Annotated in this window: 12 protein-coding genes; 5 read left to right on the forward strand and 7 right to left on the reverse strand. The window is 36.3% G+C overall.

What is annotated here, in order from left to right; translation table 11 throughout:
- Nucleotides 1-423: 423 nt before the first annotated feature.
- The 5 genes from CG11_RS06380 (at nt 424) to CG11_RS06400 (ending at nt 11,993) form a co-directional block, all read left to right on the forward strand.
- Complete coding sequence (locus tag CG11_RS06380) at nt 424-615, forward strand: hypothetical protein (protein WP_052594287.1); 192 nt, start codon at nt 424-426, stop codon at nt 613-615.
- A gap of 348 nt (nt 616-963) precedes the next feature.
- Nucleotides 964-2,508, forward strand: coding sequence for a hypothetical protein (locus CG11_RS06385; RefSeq protein WP_052594289.1), 1,545 nt, complete (start codon nt 964-966; stop codon nt 2,506-2,508).
- A gap of 19 nt (nt 2,509-2,527) precedes the next feature.
- Nucleotides 2,528-3,433 carry a glycosyltransferase family 2 protein gene (locus tag CG11_RS06390; RefSeq protein WP_052594291.1) on the forward strand — a complete coding sequence of 302 codons (906 nt, stop codon included), beginning with the start codon at nt 2,528-2,530 and terminating at the stop codon, nt 3,431-3,433.
- Nucleotides 3,434-3,907: 474 nt separating this feature from the next.
- Nucleotides 3,908-8,767: a fibronectin type III domain-containing protein gene (locus tag CG11_RS06395; protein ID WP_081909480.1), complete on the forward strand. Its 4,860-nt coding sequence runs from the start codon at nt 3,908-3,910 to the stop codon at nt 8,765-8,767.
- A gap of 607 nt (nt 8,768-9,374) precedes the next feature.
- The gene (locus tag CG11_RS06400) at nt 9,375-11,993 is read left to right on the forward strand and encodes a T9SS type A sorting domain-containing protein (RefSeq protein ID WP_052594295.1); all 2,619 of its coding nucleotides are present in this window, start codon (nt 9,375-9,377) and stop codon (nt 11,991-11,993) included.
- 873 nt (nt 11,994-12,866) lie between these two features.
- Here the strand turns inward: CG11_RS06400 and CG11_RS06405 are convergent.
- The 7 genes from CG11_RS06405 to CG11_RS06435 form a co-directional block, all read right to left on the reverse strand.
- Nucleotides 12,867-13,625, reverse strand: a complete 759-nt coding sequence (locus tag CG11_RS06405) for a hypothetical protein (RefSeq protein WP_052594297.1) — start codon at nt 13,623-13,625, stop codon at nt 12,867-12,869.
- Nucleotides 13,626-13,677: 52 nt separating this feature from the next.
- Nucleotides 13,678-14,403 carry a hypothetical protein gene (locus CG11_RS06410; RefSeq protein ID WP_052594299.1) on the reverse strand — a complete coding sequence of 242 codons (726 nt, stop codon included), beginning with the start codon at nt 14,401-14,403 and terminating at the stop codon, nt 13,678-13,680.
- 68 nt (nt 14,404-14,471) lie between these two features.
- A complete protein-coding gene (locus CG11_RS06415; protein ID WP_052594301.1) occupies nt 14,472-15,254 on the reverse strand; it encodes a hypothetical protein in 783 nt (260 codons plus the stop codon).
- 361 nt (nt 15,255-15,615) lie between these two features.
- Complete coding sequence (locus tag CG11_RS06420) at nt 15,616-16,908, reverse strand: LVIVD repeat-containing protein (RefSeq protein ID WP_063833035.1); 1,293 nt, start codon at nt 16,906-16,908, stop codon at nt 15,616-15,618.
- A 329-nt stretch (nt 16,909-17,237) separates the two neighbouring features.
- On the reverse strand, nt 17,238-18,425 hold the full coding sequence (locus CG11_RS06425) for an LVIVD repeat-containing protein (protein ID WP_063833036.1): 1,188 nt from the start codon (nt 18,423-18,425) through the stop codon (nt 17,238-17,240).
- 402 nt (nt 18,426-18,827) lie between these two features.
- Nucleotides 18,828-19,424 (reverse strand): NIF family HAD-type phosphatase, encoded by a 597-nt coding sequence (locus CG11_RS06430; protein WP_052594305.1) that lies wholly within the window; start codon nt 19,422-19,424, stop codon nt 18,828-18,830.
- Between the two features lie 226 nt (nt 19,425-19,650).
- Nucleotides 19,651-20,781, reverse strand: coding sequence for a metallophosphoesterase (locus CG11_RS06435; RefSeq protein ID WP_052594307.1), 1,131 nt, complete (start codon nt 20,779-20,781; stop codon nt 19,651-19,653).
- Nucleotides 20,782-20,904: the final 123 nt, after the last annotated feature.

The raw sequence follows: 20,904 nt of genomic DNA on the forward strand, positions 1-20,904 counted from the left end.
AATAGACAACACCAAAATCAAATAATCTTTTAGTTCAAAATTTGGGACAAATATACAAGAAAATAAGATTTTATCTAGAGACAAAAAAAATACTAGAGATTGACCACCGGTTTCATTCCTTATTTTTCAATTGCTACTAGCTAATAAAAGCCATTTTTTGTCCTCACCTTCAAGTTTTTTAGGGGTTCTTAGTCCTTATTTCGACCATAGATTAAAAGCGTACAACTATTTCTTTGAAAATTGCATCTTTTTTAGTAAATTGTATGGTTATCTATTCCCCCAAGTAATAGTAACGATCTTCATTTAAGTAGATACCACTTACAAGAATTATAGAATTATTGCTATAAAATAATAATTGGCGAACCAATTTATACACAAGTCACTTTAGCTTGTTTTGAATGAACTATTGATAAAATAACCTCTATGAAAAAAGAAATACGGATTGACCTCAGTGTGTCTCAACACCCCAATAGAAACAATCCTGTTCAAGTTAACTCCTGGGTAAATAAAGCTTTGGATGCTAGAAATAATATCAACACCCCCAAAGAACATTCGTCAGGACGAAAACTACAGCTTAATATGACGTTTTGTAAAAGTATTTTAAACCGTCGTTAAGTACTAAATAGCACAACTTAGTTAGAGAGGAAATAGATGATCTATTTCCTCTCTTTTTGTATACTGGGCGGTTAAAGCTAAACAGCAACAAAAAACATTTATTCTTTTTGAATGTTCTATAAATTGCAATTCATAACAGAAAAGTTTAGTGTTCAATTCAAAATTGCATACATTTGCAATAGTGGTATTATATAACTAAAGACATCATGTTCATACAAGGCTTTATTTGTATATTTTTATCTTATTTATTGAACATGCTTTAGATACCCTTGTTAATTGTGTCTAAAAAGAAAAGAAAGTATACGTACGATTCTTTTATACTCATTCATCCTCATTCATTGTTCTTGTATGAAGTTCTCTGACGATTTATATCAACTTATTAGTTCTCTCAATCAATCCGAAAAACGATACATAAAACTAGTTGCTAAAGCATTTACAAGCAAAGGGACAGAAAATCAACTTGCTCTTTTTGATGCTTTTGACCGACAACAGCAATACAATGAAGATAAAATCCGAAAGGATTTTGAGGATAAAATTCCTGCCAAAAACTTCCATGTTGCCAAAAACCGTCTCTACAATCTCATTCTAAAAGCGCTGTATTTATACCATTTAAAAAATTCTGATTATCAAAAAATCAATCAATTGATTTATCAATCTGAAATTTTACAAAAAAAGGGATTGTACAAACAAGCTGATGTTCTCAATGACAAAGCGATACAAAGCGCAACGAAGTCAGAGCTTTTTCCTCTTGCAATAATAGGCTTATCTGGGCAAGCAAATTCGTTTATGAATCAGCGAGATTTAACAAAAATCAAGAATTATTTAGATCGTGAATTAGAGGAAGAATACGATTTGTTAGAGCGTTACAAAACAGACCTTACTTATCAGTATTTGCAACTAAAAACACTCTTTATTACCCACAAAAAACAAGCTGTCAGAAGTGAGGCTGAAATGGCGCAAATTCAAGCGTTAAAAGAACACCCTTTATTAAAAGATTCATCCTTAGCCAAATCAAAAAGTGCGTTGGATATGTATCGTTTCTTAAATGGTTTTATTTGCCGATACGAAGGCGATTATGTTCGCGCCTCTGAATATTGGCAAGAATTTGTTGATGAATTAGAACAATTAAAATCTATTCCTAAGAATAGAATCGAGGAATACATTTCCAACCTTAATAATTTAATGTTCTTGCAATTAGAAGCTCTATTGTTTGATAAAGCTTGGTTCAATTGTCAAAAAATGGTGGACTTACTAGGACATGATCATGTCAAAAACAATGCACATCTCATTGTTAAAGTCAAGGAACGTATCATTGAATTTAAATTAGAGTACTATTTACTTTCTTATCAATACCAAGAAGCTTTACAATACCAAACAAACAATCATGACGAAATTCTTGCTATTTATGAGCAAGTAGGCGATTTTAGACGATTGGTTATTGATTATGTCCAAACATCTATTTACTTGTGTAACCAAATGCCACAAGAAGCAAGCTTCAGCATCGAACAAGTGTTTGCCAACAAAGTATTAAAACAACACCAATACATCTATTCGGGAGCCATGATTATTAACTTACTAATTCACTTTGAATTGGGTAATTATCAGTTGTTAGAATCATTGCTACTCAACACCTATCGAATGATGTATAAACGGAAGTTATTATACAAGAGTGAAAAAATCATTTTTAAATATCTGAAAAAATACCTTCGGATGTTGACCAATGAAGAAATCATGGAATCTTTTAAGTCCTTAAAACAGGAATTGCAGGAAGTTCGAACGGATAAATTTGAACGCAACTTTTTGCCAAACTTTGATTTGGTTGTTTGGATTGAAAGTAAAATTCAGGAAAAAAGTATGTCCGAAATTATTCTAGAAGGAGGATTAACCTTGTAATTTTATAAACACAAGCTACATGCTATCTATCCTAATTCCTGTTTATAATTTTGATGTCCGAAAATTAATACACCAATTGCATCAGCAAGGGGTTTTGCTGACAATTCCTTTTGAGATTTTATGTGTAGAAGATGCTTCTGACCGAGTATATATTGACTTAAATCAGTCTATTCAAGCACTTCCTAACGTTCATTATCGAGTACTCCCAAACAACTTCGGGCGTTCCAAAATTCGCAATTATCTAGCTTCTCTAGCTCAATATCCATACTTACTTTTTATGGACTGTGATTCTATGCCTGTTGAGCCAACTTATCTATCAAATTATGTAGAGCACCTCCATCCCAATCGCCTTTTGTATGGCGGACGTTGTTACCAACCTCAAGCGCCACAAGATGCCATACTTTACTTCCATTGGTATTATGGCATTCATAGAGAGCAAAGTTCTGCCAAAACCAGACAAAAAAACGCCTACCAGTCTTTTATGACTAATAATTTCTTGATTCCCAAAAGCATCTTTGAATCCATTCGTTTTGATGAGACCCTAACACAATATGGTCATGAAGATACTTTATTTGGATTAGAGTTGCGAGACAGAAAAATCCCAATTCGACACTTAGACAACCCACTAGAGCATATCGGCTTAGAATTAAATTTCGTTTTTCTAAAAAAAAGCGAACTTGCTGTCCAAAACTTACATACTTTACACTCTAAATATTCTGTAGAAAAAGAAATTAGACTACTTCGTTTTTTTATACAAACAAAAAGATTATATTTACATAACCTTATTATAGTAATATATTTTTTATCAAAAAACCTTATAACAAAGAACCTCTTTTCTCACCACCCCCAATTACTACTATTTGACTTCTATAAACTTGGGTATTTAATCCACTGGACTAAAAAACATTCCAAGCATAGTCGTTAACTCCAATTTATAAAATAATCACCTCAACGTATCTTGAGTTTTGTTCGCCAATCAACCTGATAACTATTTGTTCTTAATAGTTATTATAATACTGATTGCAAAGTTTTATCCTATTTGTATAAATATTCTAAACAAATAAGACGGTCCATGCTATGATCATAATTTGGCTCAAAAAAACAAAAATATAGTGCCCTTCTTGAACATTATAAAATGCACTTAAATTGTATTTATATACTGGCATTTGCTGTCATTTTTTTTTTCAAAAAGTAAATATCAATACACTCTCAATACTTAAAATAAACAAACATAATATTTTAATTATCAAAATAAAGCTATTCAAAAGAACTTCCTTTCTTACCTTTTTTTTGTCATATTAATGATATGGGTTTGAACTTGTAGTTGGAAGTTCTTAACTTAGGGCTACCTAAAAATTTATAAATTTCTAACATTATTTAACTAATTTAACTTATTAGTATGAAAAAAAATCTAATATATTTTTTATCTTTTTATTTGATAATGTTGAGTGCGACCACAACATCTGCTCAATATTGCACCACCAACGTTGGACCTTCCAGTGCGGGAGACTCTAGTGTTGATAGTATAGGTTTGACTGGTGATGCAGGAACAACGATCACTTATCAAAAAGTTTGTGCTGCTACAAGAGTGGAAGACCTCACAGCAACACAAAGTGCTTCTGTAACAGCAGGCAGCAGTTACAACCTAACTGTTATCTTTGGCACTTGTGGTTCGACTCCCTATGCTGGTGCTGGTGAAGTTTGGATTGATTGGAACCAAAACGATGCTTTTGACCCAGCAGAATCTATAGGAACGTGGACAGGTTCCCCTACAGATACGAGTGTATTTTCATTTACAGTTCCTAACAGTGCCTTCAACGGAACAACTCGCATGCGTGTGATGCAGCAAGAAGGATCATCTGTCACTCCTCCTCTTAATCCTTGCGGATCATATCTTTGGGGGTCTGTTGCTGACTTTAGCATTGTAATTTCTGGTGGTGTCACCATTACTTGCCCTGTTCCATCCGCACTCACTGCCAACAACCTCACAGCTACTTCTGCTGATTTGGGGTGGACAGAAAACGGAACAGCCACCAACTGGCAAATTAGCTATGGTGCGCCTGGTACAGCTGCTGGCGCTGGCGTTACTATGATGACCACTACCAATCCTACTAATGTAACAGGTTTAAATCCTAATAGTCCTTATGATTTTTATGTACGATCTGTTTGTGGGGCTGGTGACTCTAGCCTTTGGGTAGGTCCTTTTAATTTTGTAACACCTTGTGCTGCTCTTACGGCTCCTTATTCACAACCTTTTGCCACCAATGCTCTACCTGCTTGTTGGACTCAAATGGGTGCCACTAACTGGGAATATGGAAGTAATGTCACAAACCCAACAGGTTTTGCAGATTATGGCGCAGATAATGTTCCTGATCATAGCCTTGGAGGTGGTGGAACATTCATTGGTATGGATGGTTCTGACAATACCAACGGAGAAGTAAGTACCTTGATGTCTCCTATGGTTGATATCGCCCCACTTACCAATGCTCAATTAAGCTATTGGGTCTTTAGTAATAATGTTACAGATGCTGCTCAAAACAAATTGATTGTTGAATTTTATGATGGTGCTAACTGGACTGTTGTTGATTCCATTCAAGCCAACTTAGGTACTACTTGGGTAGAATTCACAACGGATCTAACTACGTTTACAGTTACTGGTAACGTTCAAGTTCGTTTTACAGTTACTGGAGACAACTCTGCTGGTGGGTTCACTTATCACAACGATATTTTGATTGATGATGTTGCCTTCCGCAATGCACCTACCTGTTTAATACCTGCCTCTTTAACTGCTAACAATATCACAGCTACTTCTGCTGATTTGGGGTGGACAGAAAACGGAACAGCCACCAACTGGCAAATTAGCTATGGTGCACCTGGTTCGGGTGCTGGTGCTGGTGTTACTATGATGACCAACACTAACCCTGTCAATGTAACAGGCTTAAACTCCAATAGTCCTTATGATTTTTATGTACGATCTATTTGTGGTGCTGGCGATACTAGCATGTGGGTAGGTCCTTTTAATTTTGTAACACCTTGTGGTGTCTTTACAGCTCCTTACTTACAGCCCTTTGCCACCAATGCTCTACCTGCTTGTTGGACTCAAATGGGTGCCACTAACTGGGAATATGGAAGTAATGCCACAAACCCAACAGGTTTTGCAGATTATGGTGCAGATAACGTTCCTGATCATAGCCTTGGAGGTGGTGGAACATTCATTGGTATGGATGGCTCTGACAACACCAACGGAGAAGTAAGTACCTTGATGTCTCCTATGGTTGATATCGCCCCACTTACCAATGCTCAATTAAGCTATTGGGTCTTTAGTAATAATGTTACAGATGCTGCTCAAAACAAATTGATTGTTGAATTTTATGATGGTGCTAACTGGACTGTTGTTGATTCCATTCAAGCTAACCTAGGATCTGCTTGGGTAGAGTTTACGACTGATTTAACAACCTTTACAGTTACTGGTAACGTTCAAGTTCGTTTTACAGTTACTGGTGACAACTCTGCTGGTGGGTTCACTTATCACAATGATATTTTGATTGATGATATTGCCTTCCGCAATGCACCTACTTGTCCAGTACCTGGACTGTTGACTGCCAACAACATCACAGCTACTTCTGCTGATTTGGGGTGGACAGAAAATGGTTCGGCTACCAACTGGCAAATTAGCTATGGTGCGCCAGGTACAGCTGCTGGTGCTGGTGTTACTATGATGACCACCACTAACCCTACTAATATAACAGGTCTAAACTCTGATAGCCCTTACGATTTTTATGTACGATCTGTTTGTGGCGCTGGTGACTCTAGTCTTTGGGTGGGTCCTTTCAACTTCAGAACGCCTTGTGCAGTTCTTACTGGAGATGTATCTAGTGATGCCATTTCTATTGGAAGTCTTCCTTATTCTACAACAGGTAATACAGATTCTTGTTATATGAATACTAGTAACAATGCAAGTGCAGATGTTTGGTATCAATATGTTGTAGAGCCTTGCACCGATTCTTTAACCATCTCTTTGTGTGGTTCTAGTTTTGATACTTACCTTCGTGTATTTGCTAGCGATGCTAGTACACAAATCTTCTTTAACGACGATAATTCAGCAGCATGTGGTACTGGTGGAAATTCTCACTTAGCAATTGATGTAACCAACTCATCTTCTATTAATCCTGGTGATACAATCTACATTATGGTAGAAGGTTATCTCGGACGTCAAGGAGTTTACAACTTGAATGTATCCAATACAGTTATGTGCCCTCCAACAAACCTTGTCATCACAGAAATCATGTACAATCCACCAGAAAGTGGCACAGACTCTTTAGAATTTGTTGAAATTTACAACAATGGTACAACTGCTGCTAACTTAGGTGGTTATACCTTATCTGGAATTGCTTATACCTTCCCTAACGTTAGCTTACCTGCGGGGGGGTACTATGTTGTTGGTGTAAATGCTTCTGCATTTAATACTGTATACGGAATGCCTGCTGATGGTATTGCTAGTTCAGGTGGTTTGTCTAATGGTGGCGAAGCTGTTATTATCAGAAACCCAATAGGCATGGTGGTCGATTCTGTACGTTATGATGATTCAGCACCTTGGCCAGCAGGTTCTGGTGCGGGAATGCCTGACGGAGGTGGAGCATCTTTGATCTTGTGTGATACTGCTGCTGACAATGCTGATGCAGCTAACTGGAATGCTTGTATAACAAGCACAGGTGTTACAATTAACGGTAATGTTGTTTTGGCTAGTCCAGGTGCAGCAAACTCTTGTCCAATGCCATTGGATGTAGCCGTAGCATCGTTCTACAACTTAGATTCTATCTATTGTAATGCAGGTACTATCTCAGGTTCTGTTATTATTACAAATATGAGTAATACAGACGCAACAAACGTACCTTACACCATTACAGCGAATGGTACTCCATTGGGTGGCGGAACTATTTCATTGTTAGCAGGATTCGCATCTGATACAATTACAGTTGGTCCTTTCCCTGCTGCTACAGGCGCCGCCAATATTGTTGCGATGACTTCATTGACAGGTGATGCCAATACAAGCAATGATATGCTTTCGATGATGGTATATGTTTCTAATACTGCTGCTGCTGCTAATATCGTAACAGACATCACTTGTAATGGTGATTCTACTGGTGTTGTAGCTGCTATGGGATCAAATGGAATTGGAGCATATGGTTACATGTGGAACTCAGATGCAAACCTTACTACAGATACCTTGATGAATCTTCCTGCTGGCATGCATACAGTTGTTGTAATGGACTCTGTAGGTTGTACAGATACTGCTATGGTTACTTTGACAGAACCTACTGCAATCATGTTGACAGATACTGTTGATAATGTATTGTGTAACGGTGATTCTACTGGTATGGCTATTGTTATGGCAACAGGTGGCACTCCTGCTTACTCTTTTGCTTGGTCAAACGGAGCTACTTCTGATACCATCATGAACCTTCCTGCTGGTACTTATACTGTAACCGTAACAGATGCGAATGGCTGTATGGAAATGCTTACGGCTACTGTTTCTGAAGCTACTGCAATTATGTTAACAGATACTGTTGATAATGTATTGTGTAACGGTGATTCTACTGGTATGGCTATTGTTATGGCAACAGGTGGTACTCCTGCTTATGCTTTTGCTTGGTCAAATGGAGCTACTTCTGATACCATCATGAACCTTCCTGCTGGTGCTTATACTGTAACCGTAACAGATGCAAATGGTTGTATGGAAATGCTTACAGCTACTGTTTCTGAGCCTACTGCTCTTGATGTAACAATTACCGATAACGGAGATGGTAGTGCTTATGCTACTGCTACAGGAGGAACTCCTGGATACACCTTCTTATGGGATGCTGCTGCTAACAACCAAACAACAGATACAGCAACTGCTTTAATTCACAACGGCACTTATGTCGTAACCGTGACAGATGCGAATGGTTGTACAGATACAGCTTCTATTGTTGTTAATATTAACAGTGTAACGAACATTGCTAATGTTGCCAACTTGAGCTTATTCCCTAATCCTACTAATGCAAATGTATTCGTAGAATTGGAATTGGTTAAAAATACAGATGTTCAAATTAATGTTACGAACGCTATTGGTCAACTTGTTATCAACAAAGAATTGACCAATGTACAATCTGAAAAAGTAGAGTTAAATACATCTACACTATCTTCAGGTGTTTATATGGTTCAGTTCACTATTGGTACTGAATCAATTACTAGAAAATTAATTGTTAGCAAACAATAATTTGACTAGTTCAAAATAACTAACAAGGGTTGTATTTTCTTTAGGAAGATACAGCCCTTTTGTTTGGTAAGCAAAAAGAAACATACAATTATGCAGTTGTACATAGACAGATCTTCAAATTAACATTACAAATATTAATAATCAACTTGCCATTCATAAAGAATTGACAATTGTGCCATCTAAAAAAGTAGAACTAAATACGTCTATACTCCCCTGAGCTACTCATTTATTTGGTTCATTCTATAATTAGTATAGAATTACTCTCTAAAAGATTAATGGTTCTTAAACAATCATTTAGTTAGTTTAAAATGACAAATAAAGGCTGTGTTCTCTCTAAGAGGACATGGTCTTTTTATTTAATTAAAACAAAACAAAAGTTTACAATTATACATATATAAAGTACAAAATGCTTCTTTTTGTCAAAAAACTAACTTTTTATACCTCAAAACAAAATAACTAGCAAATCAATTTAAAATCCTGCCAATAAAACTTTATCTTTCCATTAAATGAATGCCCCCTCTACCCTTATAATACATTTTCATGAATGGAGACTTAATTAAAATTGTCTACCTCAAAACAATATTCATTTAATTAAAATACGTACCTTATGAAAGTTTTTTTTACAACTTGTGTGCTATTTTTTGTAGCATGCTCGTTTACAAGAGCCCAAACCGTTTTGCTAGAAACATTCAATGGCACTTCGACCCCAAGTGGATGGACCAACACAGCTACAGCAGGACCAGGCTGGCTATTCAGCACGAATGCTGGATATGACGTCTCTAGTATCACCGACCATACTAATAATGGTGGTAATTATGCATGGATTGATTTTTCAGGAACAGATGCAGGAGTCGTTTTACAAAGTCCTGTTATTGATGTTTCTACCTTAACAACCCCTTATTTACAGTTTTATTACGAAAGCCATTATTCTGGCTCCTTGAGTCCCTTCAATTTTGTCTATCTAGAAGCATGGAACGGCTCGTCTTGGGTACTTGTCAATACTTTTCAAGGCAACACTCCTTTTGGTTGGGACGAATATGGCTTTAATATGTCTAGTTTTACATTTAATGGTGGCAATGATCTTCAGTTTCGTTTTCGGGGCGAATCTGGTGGAGCTAGCAATGACTTTAACAACGACCTCTTGTTAGATGATGTAGAGGTAATGGAATTGCCAACGTGCCCTAAACCAAGTAACTTAGCTGTCAACAACATTACGGCTACTAGTGCCGATTTTTCATGGGTTGAAAATGGTACAGCAACTGACTGGCAAGTAGAATTTGGTCCTCAAGGATTTACCCAAGGAACTACGGCAGGGACAGTAGTTTTTACTTCTACCAACCCATACAATCAGACTGGCTTATCTCCTAGTACAACATTTGATTTGTATGTACGCTCTATTTGTGCTCCTGGTGATACTAGTCGATGGGTGGGTCCTATTAATTTCACAACGCTTTGTGCTACAGCTGTTGCTCCATGGTCTGAAAGTTTTACAGGCAACAGCACTCCAAACTGCTGGAACGAATCAGGTTCAGAGCCGTGGCGTTATTCAACAAGCGCAGGATATGCTGCCGCAAATGCAGGAGATCATACTGGAAATGGCGGTAACTATGCGTGGATTGATGGTTCTTCTCCCAGTGGTCCTAACCAAATTAGTACTTTGGAGAGCCCTCCAATTGATGTGAGTGGTCTTACTGTTCCACTACTTTCTTATTGGGTATTTTCTCACAATCCTACTGATAACTCTTATAACACCTTAACAGTTGAAGTATACGATGGTGCTGCTTGGAATATCGTAAGTACCATTAACTCAGATCAAGGAAATGGATGGAATCACATTATCGCTGGTTTACAAAACTTAACCATAACAGGTCCTATCCAAATTCGTTTTACGATTGCTGAAAATTCGCCAGGAACAGCTTTCTATAACGACATTCTAATCGATGACATAGAAGTTAAAGAGGCCCCTAATGTATCAGCAGATACCCTATTGGGCGTTCAATCCCTTTATTGTAATGCTGCGGTTAATGTAACATTGGTTGTTTCCAATAAATCAGGTAATCCAGAAACTGATGTGCCGTGGACAGTCGAGTCTAATGGAACAGTGATTGCTAATGGTGTTATTCCTGTATTGGCACCCAATGGATCTGATTCTATTCCTTTATCTTTGGGAGGAGTTGGTCCAGCAGGACCTAATGCGATGATTACAGCCTACACCCATTTTGCTCCCGATCAGACAAGTTCTGATGACACTCTAATTGTAACAACTGGAATGTCCTATACTGGTGTTAATGCAACTATGACAAGTCCTGTAGGTTGTGCTGGCGCTTCCAATGGTGAAATTGAAGCTGTAGGAAATAATGGAATTGGAGCTTACACCTATCAGTGGGATGCTTCTGCGGGTAGCCAAACAACAGCTACTGCAACAGGTTTATCAGCAGGAATGTATACACTAACCGTAACCGACTCCATAGGTTGCTCTACAGTAGCATCACTAACGTTAGTTGACCCTCCTGCTATGACTCTAACTAGTTCTGGAACAGATTTAAATTGTAATGGTGATAACAGTGGAGCTGCTGTTGCAACTCCTAACGGAGGAGTCCCTGGCTATACTTATATGTGGAGCAATGGAGCAATGACCAATCAATTGGCAAATGTTGCTGCTGGAACATACACCGTTAGTGTTACTGATGCTAATGGATGCGAATTAACAAGCACCGTTACCTTAAATGAACCTGCAACAGCCATACTTGCTTCTGTCACTGATAATGGAAATGGAACTGCTCTAGCCAATGCAACTGGAGGAGTCGCTCCATATAGCTATCAATGGGATGCTTCTACTGGTAATCAAACGACTGCAATGGCGACAGGTTTAACACCTGGAAATGTTTATTATGTAGTTGTGACAGATGCTAATGGATGTTCTGATGTTGTTTCTTTCAAAGCGATAGCTCTAGATGTTACGACCATTGATGATGATGCTAATTTGAGTATGTATCCAAATCCAACGAGTGGAAATATCTTTGTTGATTTAAATTTAAATGAACAAATGGATGTGCAAATTCAAATTGCAACGGTAACAGGTCAAGTTTTAATGACTCATCAGTTTAATCAAACGCAAAACAGTAAATTTGAATTAGAAACTGCTCAGTTGCCTACAGGAGTTTATATGGTTACCTTTAGTATAGGTTCTGATCAGTTAACAAAAAAATTAATTGTTACTAAGTAATAATAGTAGTTGCCTACCGTGCTACTTTGTGATCGTTAGGTCGTGAGCTCGTAAGCGTAGTTACCAAAAGACAAAAGCACGTTTATATCGTTTTTTAAACGAAGTGGTCGCTTAGGAAAACAACTAATACTAGCCTATCTGGATATAAAACTCTAGATGGGCTTTTTTGATGTCATGCCCCGAAAAAAAAGGAGTCAATAACAATAAATTGCTATTGACTCCTTCATAAAAAAAAGAGCAGAAACACACCAGCTGCTACAACCACCTACCCTTGCTTGCGTTAACACCTGGGGGATTTAATGGGAGCTTGCCATGCATCTCCAACTCTGGTTGCAAATATAGAATGCTTTTTGGGTTTCACAAACTTTTTAATGAAATAAATTAAACTTTTTTTAGCTTAGTTTTAATTAATCATTAATAATCAAGCAAAAAGGTTGTATTAAAATTCCCTCTCAATAATTTTCGTTACTTACGACTGTCTTTTATGATCAAGAAGTACATTAAGTCATCGTCCAAAATTTCTTGTGCTTCCACTAAAAACTATTTTTATGATACGATTCCTTTAGATCGTTTTATTAAAAATAACCAATTTACAATTACCAAAAAAAAAGGAGTCAATAACAATAAATTGCTATTGACTCCTTCATAAAAAAGAGCAGAGATACACCAGCTGCTACAACCACCTACCCTTGCTTGCGTTAACACCTGGGGGATTTAATGGGAGCTTGCCATGTACCTCCAACTCCGGTGCAAATATAAAACGCTTTTTTAGTTTTCACAAGCTTTTTCTAGAAATAAATTCAAGACAACTTGCAACAAACTGACTATCAATCTTATTATTTTTTCTTTTTTTTAAAAAAAGTGAATCCCTTTCTAAAAGGTAGCTCCAACCCTTAATGTTAGAGCAAATAATGTCGTCCGCTCTCCTCCAAAACCAGTTGTTCTACCCATTTGTATTAAATAACCTAGATCTAATGTTGTATGTCCTTTTCGAGTGGAAGGAAAACGAACTCCAATTGCAGGATGAAGATGTAACCCTCCACTTGTACTCCCATTTCCATTTATTCCAGATAATGAATTTAAAGATAATCCATAGCCAATATTCATGTCGTAATAAGGACTCACCGATTTTTCCATCAAATAGCCTCTAAAATTAGCGCAGATCGGTACCGTGCCATCTGCTCCTGCTGCTAAGAACCCAATATGAAGTCCTACTCCAAACAGTTTATGAAACTTGTACCCGACGGAATATTCTAATTTAAACCCTAATAAATTAAACACACTAAAAAAACCTGGTCCTGTAAAAGGTGCTGGAATCACATTGCTCCCTGCAAAAGAATGATACCATCCCCTACTTTGGGGCACGTGCAATGTTCTAGGTTTTTCAACAGGTTGAACTTCATTGGTGCTTTTTTCTTTTTCTATTTTTAAAATCGTTGAGCTTGGATACACTAGTATACTTCCTCCTCTTACCTGTATTTTAATCTCACTTTTAGGAGTATATTCCAAAATTTGACCTCGAAGTATTGAGCCATCTTTAAAGTAAACGACATCTTCTGTAGTAGTTTGCCCTAAAACAGCGCCAAAACTTAGGCAGATTAGTAACAAACTAATAAAAATTTTATCTTTCATGTATTGTATTATTTGTGTTTTACCTGAGAATCATTACTGGAGTTTTGGAGGCTTAAAAAGTAACACCTACCTTAGTTGTAATCGCGTAGACACTGTACTCATGGACTCCACCCATTTGTATCATATAGCCTAAGCTTAACGTAGCATGCCCTTTTCTGGTAGAAGCAAACCGTACTCCTATTGATGGATGCACATGCAGCCCACCTTTTCTAGTCCCTACAGTAGTCAATCCATTCAAACTAACACCATAGCCTACATTCATATTATAAAATACATTAGTAGAAGTTTTTAGGAAATAGCCTCTTAAATTAACACAAATGGGGGCAAAAGCTTCAAAACTAGGAACAAGCAACCCAACACTAGTCCCAACACCAAAATAGCGATTAAATTGATGCCCCCATGTATAATCTACCATCGCCCCAAAAGGCAAATTCCAAATACCAACACTACCTCTAGCATACACCTTAAAAGTCGTCCCGAATGCAATGGAGTGATACCAACCTGTTTCTTTTAAATGCAAAGGACGTTCGCTATTATCTGTCTGATACGCTCTTTTGAGCTTCGTTTTTTCAATTTTAGTAACTTCTGAGCTCTTGTAAACAATTAGGCTTCCCCCTTTTATTTTTATCTTAATTTTGTCTTTGGGATCATAATGGACGATTTCACCTTGTATAATTGTTCCATCTTTTAAATGAACAACATCTTCTCTAATTTCCTGCCCTATTACAGTTGATGTTAAAAACATCAATGCTATAACTATATATATTCTATAAATCATTCATCTTATTTTTATGGTCTGAATAATAGTAGCTTGCTGCGAGCTTAATGATGTTTTAATAAAACAACTTAGAATGTAACACCAACACGAAGAGAAGGTCTATAGATGGTTCTTTTCTCAAAAATTGAATTATTATTCCAATCGCGATATTGAGCACTTGAGAATTGTATCACATATCCGAAATCTAAAAATACGTGCGTTTGTCTAGTAGAAGGTAAACGAACTCCAATAGAAGGTCTGAGATATAAGCCCCCTTCTGCAGCTTCCATTCTCCCCAAGCCATTTGAAGCCAAAGGATTAACAACACCAATTCCATATCCGACATTAATATCGTAAAATAAACTAGCCGTAGACTTCATAAAATTTCCTCGAATATTGGCAAAAACAGGGACAAAAGTTGGACCTCCTAAATTCATCATTCCAACACCTCCACCGACACCAAGCAACCGATGAAAATACCACCCAACAGCTCCTTTCAAGCTAATCCCAGGAGTCGGTTCTCCCCAATCACTTAATCCTCCTAGTGTTCCTACTGCTACGGTTCCATAAATCCCTGTATTGGGCACTTTATGATTAGGTCGTTTCTTTTTCTTTACTTCTAATACAATTTTTGCCGTCTCTTTTTCTATCTTGACTACTTCTGAGCTCTTGTAGACCAAGACACTTCCTCCATAAATTTCAATCTTGATATTACCATTAGGGTCGTATTCTATTACTTGACCTCTTATGACACTCCCATTTTCCATGTAAACAACATCTTCTTTTGCCTCTTGTGCCCAAGTATTGACAGTTGTCAAACATACTAAAACAACAACACTTAATAAAGAGCAGATTAACTTTTTGTAGTTCATTTATTCAAGTTTTGATTTAAAAATTAACAGGTAGATAAAACGGCTCTACCTGTTAAATATATGTCGATATATTTTATTAATACTTTGTATTTTTTACAAAAAAACACAAAGCACCTTTACATCAATTTACTTCGTACGTGCTACGCTTTTAATTAGTTGCGCTGCTCTTACGTGGTTTCCACGAAGTAAAGTTTTATAATAGCTTACAAAATTATTATCTATAGCGCAAGACCATTTTTCTGTGTAAGTGCAATTGGCGCCATTAATAGAAATGTCACTAAATTGGTTTGTTGCATCCAACAGAAAGTAAAATTAGGTCTTAGTTTCTTTGCAAACTATTAGCAACCTCTTAACAATCTATCTATTTGTTAACAGGAATGTGACTAAGCAATTCTAAAGATGCTGGATTCGCTGTATTGTATTGATAGAAACCATCTTTTCCAATCACCATAACTGCGTTTGCTCTAGGAATTGTGATAGCGTCATATGCTGGGAATGAATTATCATGGAACAATTGATTTTGCCCAATAGCATTTTTATCAGCAACATCAAATACCTTCAATCCATCAGAACCATCGCACAAATACAATTTATCATCATTTACGGTCAAGCCATGAGGATTGTGCATGTTTGTTGAACTAACAAGTGTTGGATTGGTGATATTCGTAATATCTACTACGTCCAATTGGTTGCTAAAGCCTTGGCAATTTGTTCCACTACGCAATGTTACATAAGCAAAATTTCCGTCAACAAAAACAGGATCACAAACATCTGCATGTATAAACTCGCTTAGGTAAGTTGGATTTTGTGGATTGCTGTTGTCATAAATAAACATTCCTGTGTTGCTACCAATAAACAATTTGTCTTGGTAAGGGAAAATTGTTTCGATACCCCAACCCATTCCTACTGTTACTTGATTTACACGAGTAGGATCTTCTGAATTAGAAATATCAAAAATATGCATATCTTGGTTGTCTACAACATACAAATGCTGTCCATTGATGCCAAAACGTGCCATCGACCCACCAATACCAATTGCTTCACGACCAGCACCACCTACATTAGCCGATACACCTGCATTGTTGACTCCATTATTAGCCATCATATCAATATTTTGCATACCTCCCCATTGATTTCCTTGCATAGTACTATGATCATCACAACGAACTTCTTCTGTTACTTCTTCGCTGTTGTATGCTACCAATATCCCCAATTCTGGGTCTGTTCCATAATCTGGAAAAGCATTTGGCACACGCTTTTTCAAACGAGCATTTTGAATATTAGACACATCAATTGCCAATAAATCAATGTAGTTGTCCGCATACAATGTATTTCCACTCATAGCAATATCTATATTACCAGGAATAGAAATAAAAGCCAACTTGTTGGGAGAACTTGGATTGGCATTATCAATGACATGAACACCTTCTCCTTTTTCATTAATCAGAATTAAATTACCATATAGATAAATTTTTCCAGGATTCTTTAAATCTCTTGCAGGTTCTACGGTCGGATCGACACGAATTTCTTCCAAAGTTTTATACACTGGTGTATGTTTAGTGTATGTCATAACTCTGGTGCAGTCGTCCTTGACGCAGCTAGCCATTAAAAATAGCATCGCTACTGCTGCAAAAAACACATTTCTTTTGTACATAATTTAACTAAGTTTTGTGTGGTTATGAAAATAAATTATAAAGTAAAATTGGGTGCATCTTCCTAAAAATAATTCAGTAACTTCAATATTTGGTTCGTCCTAACAAACGGAACTCAAGGAATATCTGCTTACTAAATATTAAATTTTAACATAAAAATTTTGTTAAAATCTAACATAACTCTAACATCATTTACTTAACCGTATGAAAAAAAGAATACCCTCCTTTTTTTCTTATTTTTCTTTATACAAATAAAAAAAACCTTGCAGCTATTGCCACAAGGTTTTCATAATTTACTATTTAACAACAAATTACACAAACAGTTGCTATCTTAAGCTTCTATTGTAATTTCGCTAATACGTTCTATATTGCTTGGATCCATTGCATCATATTGGAAGATTCCATCTTTGCCAACAACGATAAGAGTGCCATTGTCAGGATTTGGAATAACATCGTATGCTTTGCGAATATTTCTATCCGCATCTTTCAAATTGTCCAAGATATTAGTTTTATCTGTCACATCATACACTTTTAATCCTTGGTTTCCATCACACAAATACAATGTATTTTCTTGAACACTCAATCCATGTGGGTTGTGCATTTGGAAATTTTTCACCAAAGTTGGGTTTTTAATGTCAGAAATATCTACAACATCCAACTGATTAATCGCACGATCACAAGGGCCTCCACTACGCAAAGTTACATAAGCATGGTTGCCAGCAACAACAACAGGATCACAAGCTACAGCATGCTCAAACTTACTCAAGAAGCGAGGAGCCGAAGGATCAGAATTGTCATAAATATACATTCCTTCTGTTCCACCAATAAACAATTGACCTTCATGTGGGAAAATCGTTTCTACATTAAAATCCATTGCAATTTCGTTCACTTTCTTAGGATTGTCAACCGTTGTAATATCGTAGACAACCATATTGTTGCCATCCAAAACATACAAATTGTTATCAACAATTGTAAAACGCGCCATAGACCCCCCAGTACCTACTGGGTTTCCAGCGCTTGATGGTGTTCCATTAGAGACTGCTTGAAATTGAGTTGCTCTCATTCCACTCATTGGCTCTACTCCATTGTTCATCGCCAAAAGCTGTTCTCTACGTTGTTTTTCAAATACTTTAAAAGCATTTTTTACACGTTTAATTTCACCAGTTTTGGTATTTAAAGCAACTAAGTCCATGTAATTATCAGCATAAATTACATCTCCTTTCACAGCTACGTCAATATTACCAGGAATTTTAATAAAACCAACTTTTTTAGGTTCTGCTGGATTTTCATTATAAACCATATGAATCCCTTTACCCATTTCATTAATCAAAATCATATCATCTTTGACATAAATTTTGCCGGGGTTGGTCAATTTTTGAGCAGATTGCAATTCAATAGATTGCTCACGCATCTCTGCCGATGATTGATAACTTAGTGTATCTTCTGAATTGGTGTCATTGCAACCAATTAATAAGGAACTTGCAATCAATGCTGCTCCAAATATAAACATTCTATTCATGTTCATGCTGAGTTTTATTATTTGTTAGTAAACAAAATTTTGTTTATTTTAATACAAGCTAATATGATGATTAAAGCTTGATTTATTTTTTCTTCAGTGATTTTTAACAAACACTACTATTGAGTATAGCTTTCTTTTATTGAATAGTTAGTTAATCTTTTGAAGAATTGCCTTTTATGCTCTCAAAAATAGTTTTGTGTACAAACCATACTATAAATATACGCATTTTTATCCAAAAGGATTCTCTTTTACTTAAGATATTCTATTAACATTTTTTGCTAACTTCATCTTTTTTAAGTTGTTAGAAGATCAAACTACAAAAACACTTACAAAGTAGAGCTTTTAGATTAACAGTACAACTCTATCTACCTACTAAAAGTTTCCTTTTTACAGACTTTAACACTAAAGCCCTTGCTGCACTTCTGTTTTCCAGCCTCTTTTTTCGATTGTTCTAACATTTGTTTTATTTTTTAATGTTTGCAAATAAGCAGCTAGATGCAAGAGTTCATCATCTTCACTATTGCCTGTGTATTCAGTTGGATAAATTGCATTCCCATAATTATTTTGTACTTTTTCTGGAGAGTCATCTACAATCAATATACGCTCCAATCTAAAGCCCTGCCGCTTTACTTTTTGCAACGGTTTTAGATAAAAAAAAGGCGTTTCATAATCCGACAAATATCGACCATAATCTTTGGAAAATCGTTTTGATCGGTAGACACACCGCTTCCGCCCCCAAACAAACTCCAAAGGATAATCTTTAGGAAAAATATGATCAACGATTTTTTGCACATAATCCTCCGAAGCAGATGACCAAACTGCTATTAAAAAATCATCTCTAATCTGCTTCAAAAAATCATTCAAATAAGGACGCAAATAAACATAGAAATGGAATGCTTTAAATGCTTCTTTACGCTCTAAAGGTGTTTCTCTAGCATGAATTAAGGTTTCATCTAAATCTAATATTAATAAGGTTTTGTTTTTATTTCTAGCCTCCATGTTGACAAGTGTGTTTCAATTTGATCAAGCTTATAAACAGATCAATAGTACTTTGAGAAGTTTCTCAAGCAATTTCCTATCAAAACGATTATTTGCATTACGCCAATCGCTAAAATTACTAGGTTAATCATTCTGATATCGTTCCTTTTAACCTTTAGAAAACAGATTGCTTCCTTCTTAAGTTCACTTTAATACAACTTTTACCCCCTCTAACTAAAAACAACTCTTATTGATTTAATTGATAAGGATTCTTATTTTTATCCCAAGTAAGAATTGTACTATCTCGTACCAACATAGGATGCTCTGGAACAGCTTTATAATAAGGCTCTCCTACATTAAACCCCCTCGATTCTAACTCCAAAGTACCATCACTTAAGACATTAATGATGGTATAAACAAAAAATTGAGCCGGTCCTGGGCTCCCACCATTGCCAGCAATAATTTGATAAGTTCCATCTCCATTGGGTTGTTCTCTATTATAATCATGTACATGAGCAGATAACATCGCAACCACACGCGATTGATATAACAAAGGCCATAATTTAGGTCCATCTGGAAATCCTTTGTGTCCTGTTTGCGGTTTGCCATCAACATAATAAGGCTTGTGACCTAAAACAAAAACATGTTCAATGGTAGGATCTGCTTGGAGTGCCTTTATCTTTTTTTCTATCCAATCTAATGGAATCATCCCCTCTAAACCATATGGAGCTTGCTCAGTTGGAGCATTATAGGTGTCGGTATTCATGACAACAAAACCTAAATTATTTCGAACAAAAGAGAAGGTTGCTTGATTATTGATGCTATCCGTTCCTGTTACATGCTCACAATCCAGTGGTATAAATGGGCCCATATGCTTCATCCATAACTCTGTTGCTCCTTTCAAAGGCCACTCATCGTGTTCAGGATCTCCATGATCGGCATACGTTAACATTTCATGGTTGCCAGGTACTGCAACCAGTTCAATACCTGATTCACTAATTTTACTAAATGTAGTATCCTTAAACAGCTGAACCCAAGCTTCCAATTGATTGTCTAGCTTTTCTGTTGTCGATTCGCCTAGAACTAAGTCTCCCAAAAAAAAGAATAAGTCTGGTTGATGTTCTAATTCTAAAATATCATCATAAATTCGTTGTAAAGCGGCTAAATTTGCGGTTGACGCATCCGTGGCATTGGGATTTTTTTCATCTGAACGGTTTACTCGATTGCACCCTACAAATACAAAACTAGAAACAATGGTTGTTGACAATGTATCTTCCTTTGTCTCTGTTGGTGCGACCACACGGTTTTCAGTTGGATTGTCTACTTGATTGCAACTTATTATACAAGCTAATAAACATAAATAGAGTACGTTTTTCATAGGACAACTTTTTTAATTAGAAAAAATACCGAAGTGCAAGTATGACAACCTACTACACAACTATATCTTATAAATATATAAAATCTACCCTATGACTAAAAACAAAGTCTGCCGTTTTAGTTA

This window comes from Aureispira sp. CCB-QB1, from assembly GCF_000724545.1.
GTDB lineage: Bacteria > Bacteroidota > Bacteroidia > Chitinophagales > Saprospiraceae > Aureispira.

Coding starts and splice junctions, on each gene's coding strand:
- CG11_RS06380 (WP_052594287.1), top strand. CDS start 424: ATGAAAAAAGAAATACGGATTGACCTCAGTGTGTCTCAACACCCCAAT.
- CG11_RS06385 (WP_052594289.1), top strand. CDS start 964: ATGAAGTTCTCTGACGATTTATATCAACTTATTAGTTCTCTCAATCAA.
- CG11_RS06390 (WP_052594291.1), top strand. CDS start 2,528: ATGCTATCTATCCTAATTCCTGTTTATAATTTTGATGTCCGAAAATTA.
- CG11_RS06395 (WP_081909480.1), top strand. CDS start 3,908: ATGAAAAAAAATCTAATATATTTTTTATCTTTTTATTTGATAATGTTG.
- CG11_RS06400 (WP_052594295.1), top strand. CDS start 9,375: ATGAAAGTTTTTTTTACAACTTGTGTGCTATTTTTTGTAGCATGCTCG.
- CG11_RS06405 (WP_052594297.1), bottom strand. CDS start 13,625: ATGAAAGATAAAATTTTTATTAGTTTGTTACTAATCTGCCTAAGTTTT.
- CG11_RS06410 (WP_052594299.1), bottom strand. CDS start 14,403: ATGATTTATAGAATATATATAGTTATAGCATTGATGTTTTTAACATCA.
- CG11_RS06415 (WP_052594301.1), bottom strand. CDS start 15,254: ATGAACTACAAAAAGTTAATCTGCTCTTTATTAAGTGTTGTTGTTTTA.
- CG11_RS06420 (WP_063833035.1), bottom strand. CDS start 16,908: ATGTACAAAAGAAATGTGTTTTTTGCAGCAGTAGCGATGCTATTTTTA.
- CG11_RS06425 (WP_063833036.1), bottom strand. CDS start 18,425: ATGAATAGAATGTTTATATTTGGAGCAGCATTGATTGCAAGTTCCTTA.
- CG11_RS06430 (WP_052594305.1), bottom strand. CDS start 19,424: ATGGAGGCTAGAAATAAAAACAAAACCTTATTAATATTAGATTTAGAT.
- CG11_RS06435 (WP_052594307.1), bottom strand. CDS start 20,781: ATGAAAAACGTACTCTATTTATGTTTATTAGCTTGTATAATAAGTTGC.